4 protein-coding genes are annotated in these 2533 nt (G+C 71.5%); all 4 read right to left on the reverse strand.

Translation table 11 applies throughout. The features are described from left to right. Positions 1-101 precede the first annotated feature (101 nt). Entirely contained in the window at positions 102-800 is a 699-nt protein-coding gene (gene dnaQ / locus IM632_RS11335) for a DNA polymerase III subunit epsilon (RefSeq protein WP_296480138.1), read from the reverse strand. A 31-nt stretch (positions 801-831) separates the two neighbouring features. Beyond that, positions 832-1455 (reverse strand): dephospho-CoA kinase, encoded by a 624-nt coding sequence (coaE, locus tag IM632_RS11340; RefSeq protein WP_296552345.1) that lies wholly within the window; start codon positions 1453-1455, stop codon positions 832-834. Next, the gene (gene aroE / locus IM632_RS11345) at positions 1452-2303 is read right to left on the reverse strand and encodes a shikimate dehydrogenase (RefSeq protein ID WP_296552346.1); all 852 of its coding nucleotides are present in this window, start codon (positions 2301-2303) and stop codon (positions 1452-1454) included. The genes coaE and aroE overlap by 4 nt, the downstream gene beginning before the upstream one ends. Then, the coding region (locus IM632_RS11350; protein WP_296552347.1) for a Maf family protein at positions 2300-2533 on the reverse strand (234 nt) is incomplete at its 5' end. The genes aroE and IM632_RS11350, both read right to left, overlap by 4 nt.

The raw sequence follows: 2533 nt of genomic DNA on the forward strand, positions 1-2533 counted from the left end.
CTGATGCTCGACCCGATCGACTTCGGCGCCGTCTACATGGCCCGGAAGGCCGAGGCCGAGAACATGGGCGTGGTGGTCGGAACGGCCTGAGGCCCTCCGGCTCAGAGCCAGGTCTTCCAGAGCTCGGACTTGACGGTTCCCAGCACGAATTCGGCGTGGGCTGCGCGCTCGGCCTCGCTGGAGCGCGGCGTCAAGGGGCGTGGCCTGGCGCCATAGTCGGATCGGCCCTCAATGGCCACCACGCCGGAAACCTGGGCCACCGTCAGCTCAAGGCCCCGCTCCCGCCCGCCGCAGAGCTCCAGGTAGACGGCCGCCAGGAGCCGGGCGTCGATCAAGGCGCCGTGCTTCTCCCGCTCGGACAGGGAGATCTTGAATCGCTTGCAGAGGGCGTCGAGGGAGTTCTGCATCCCCGGGAAGCGCCGGCGCGCGAGGGCCAGGGTGTCCACCCAGCGCGGCTCCGGGAGATCCGGAAGACCGGCGAGGCCCAGCTCCCAGTTCACAAAGGCCCGGTCGAAGGCGGCGTTGTGCGCCACCAGGGGGGCCTCTCCCACAAATTCCAGGAAGGCGTGCGCCACTTCAGGGTCGGCGAAGCGGGGCTTGCCCTTCAGGAAGGCGGCGGACAGGCCGTGGACCCGTTCCGCATCGGCGGGCATGTCCCGCTCCGGATCGATATAGGCGTGGAAGCTTCGGCCCGTCGGCAGGAAGTCCTCTATCTCCAGGGCGGCGATCTCAACCAGGCGATGGCCGAGGTGTGGCTCGAAGCCTGTGGTCTCGGTGTCGAGGACGATCTCGCGGGGCATGGCCCCGGAATGCCCTGTTTCGGCCGCCGCTTCAATCCGCCGGGGGCGGGCGCCGCGAGCGGAAGGCAGGGTCGCGCACCGCCGCCAGCACCCGGGCGACCTCTGCCCGAGCAGCTTCCAGGCCCTGGCCGGTGTCAATGATGAAGTCGGCCCTCTCGCGCTTCTGCGCATCAGGCGTCTGGCGGGCGAGGATGGCGTCCAGCCGCTCGGGCGTCATGCCCTCCCGGGCCAGGACCCGGGCTCTCTGCACCTCGGCGGGCGCCGTGACCACGACCACGGCGTCCATGTTCCGTTCGCCGCCGGTCTCGAAGAGCAGCGGAATGTCGAACACCAGGACGTCGGCGCCGGAGGCTTCGGCCTTACGGTGGAATTCCAGGCGGTCCCGGCCCAGGAGGGGATGCACGACCGCATTCAGGCGGTTCATGGCGGCGTCGTCCCCCAGAACCCGGATCCGGAGCGCCTCCCGGTCCACCGCGCCGTCCCGGGTGACCCCGGGAAAGGCCGCCTCCAGGGGTTCGACCGCCGCTCCCCCCCGGACATAGAGGTCCGCCACCGCCGCGTCGGCGTCGTATACGGGAACGCCCGCGTCTCGGAACATCTGGGCGGTGGTGGATTTTCCCATCCCGATGGAGCCGGTCAGGCCGATGTGGATCATGTCGCCTCTCCAAGGATGCTCAGGACCCTCTCGCGGACGTCGGGTTCGGCGGGAGGCGGACGGCCGAAGAAGGCCTCGAAGGCCGGGCGCGCCTGGCCGATGAGCATGTCGAGCCCGTCCACGGTGGCCAGGCCCCGGGCCGCGGCGGCCTCCAGGAAGGGGGTGCGCAGCGGCTTGTAGGTCATGTCCATGGCCACCGCGCCCGCGGGAGCGGCTGAAAAATCCGGTGGGGGCGGCGCGTCGGGTCCAAGGCCTGCCGAGCTGGCGTTGATAAGGGCCGCGGCCCCGTCGAGGGCGGCGGCGTCGGGCTGATCCAGGACCCGCACCCGCCCGCCCAGGGCATCGGCGACCGCCTCGGCGCGCGACCGCGTCCGGTTCAGGAGGCGCACTTCCGGGCAGCCGGCTTCGAGGAAGGCGGCGGCCGCGCCGCGCGCCGCACCGCCGGCGCCGAAGAGGACCAAAGGCCCGCTCTCCGGGCGAAACCCGGGCGCCTGCCGGGCGAAGGCGTAGAGGAGACCCTCCCCGTCCGTGTTGTCGGCTGTGACCGACCCGTCGGCCTCGAAGACGAGCACGTTTGCGGCCCCCGCGGTCCGGGCCCGGGGCGAGACGCGGTCCGCGGCGGCCAGGGCGTCGGTCTTGAAGGGCAGGGTGACGTTAACGCCGGCCAGGGAGCCGCCCCGGAAGCCCTCGACGAAGGCGGAAAAGCGCTCCGGCGCCAGGCTGAAGGCCACATAGGCGCCGTCCAGCCCGGCCGCCGCCAGCCAGGCGTTGTGGATGACAGGGCTCAGGGAGTGGCGGACAGGCCGGCCGACGACTCCGGCCAGTCGCGTGGCGGCGGTGAGCGTCATGGGATCAGCACGCCTTCCCGTCGCAGCAGGTCCAGGAGGCCGGTGAGGGGCAGGCCGAGGATGGTGAAGTAGTCTCCGCGGATTTCACTGAACAGCTGGACCCCGGGTCCTTCCAGGCGGTAGGCGCCCACCGAGCCCAGGAGCGCCCCCGCATCCGCCTCCAGATAGTGAGCCAGGAAGGAGTCGCTGAAGGCCCGCATGGCCAGCTCGGCCGTCGACAGGGTCTCCCA

The organism is Phenylobacterium sp., assembly GCF_020402505.1.
In the GTDB taxonomy this organism is placed as follows: Bacteria; Pseudomonadota; Alphaproteobacteria; order Caulobacterales; family Caulobacteraceae; genus Phenylobacterium.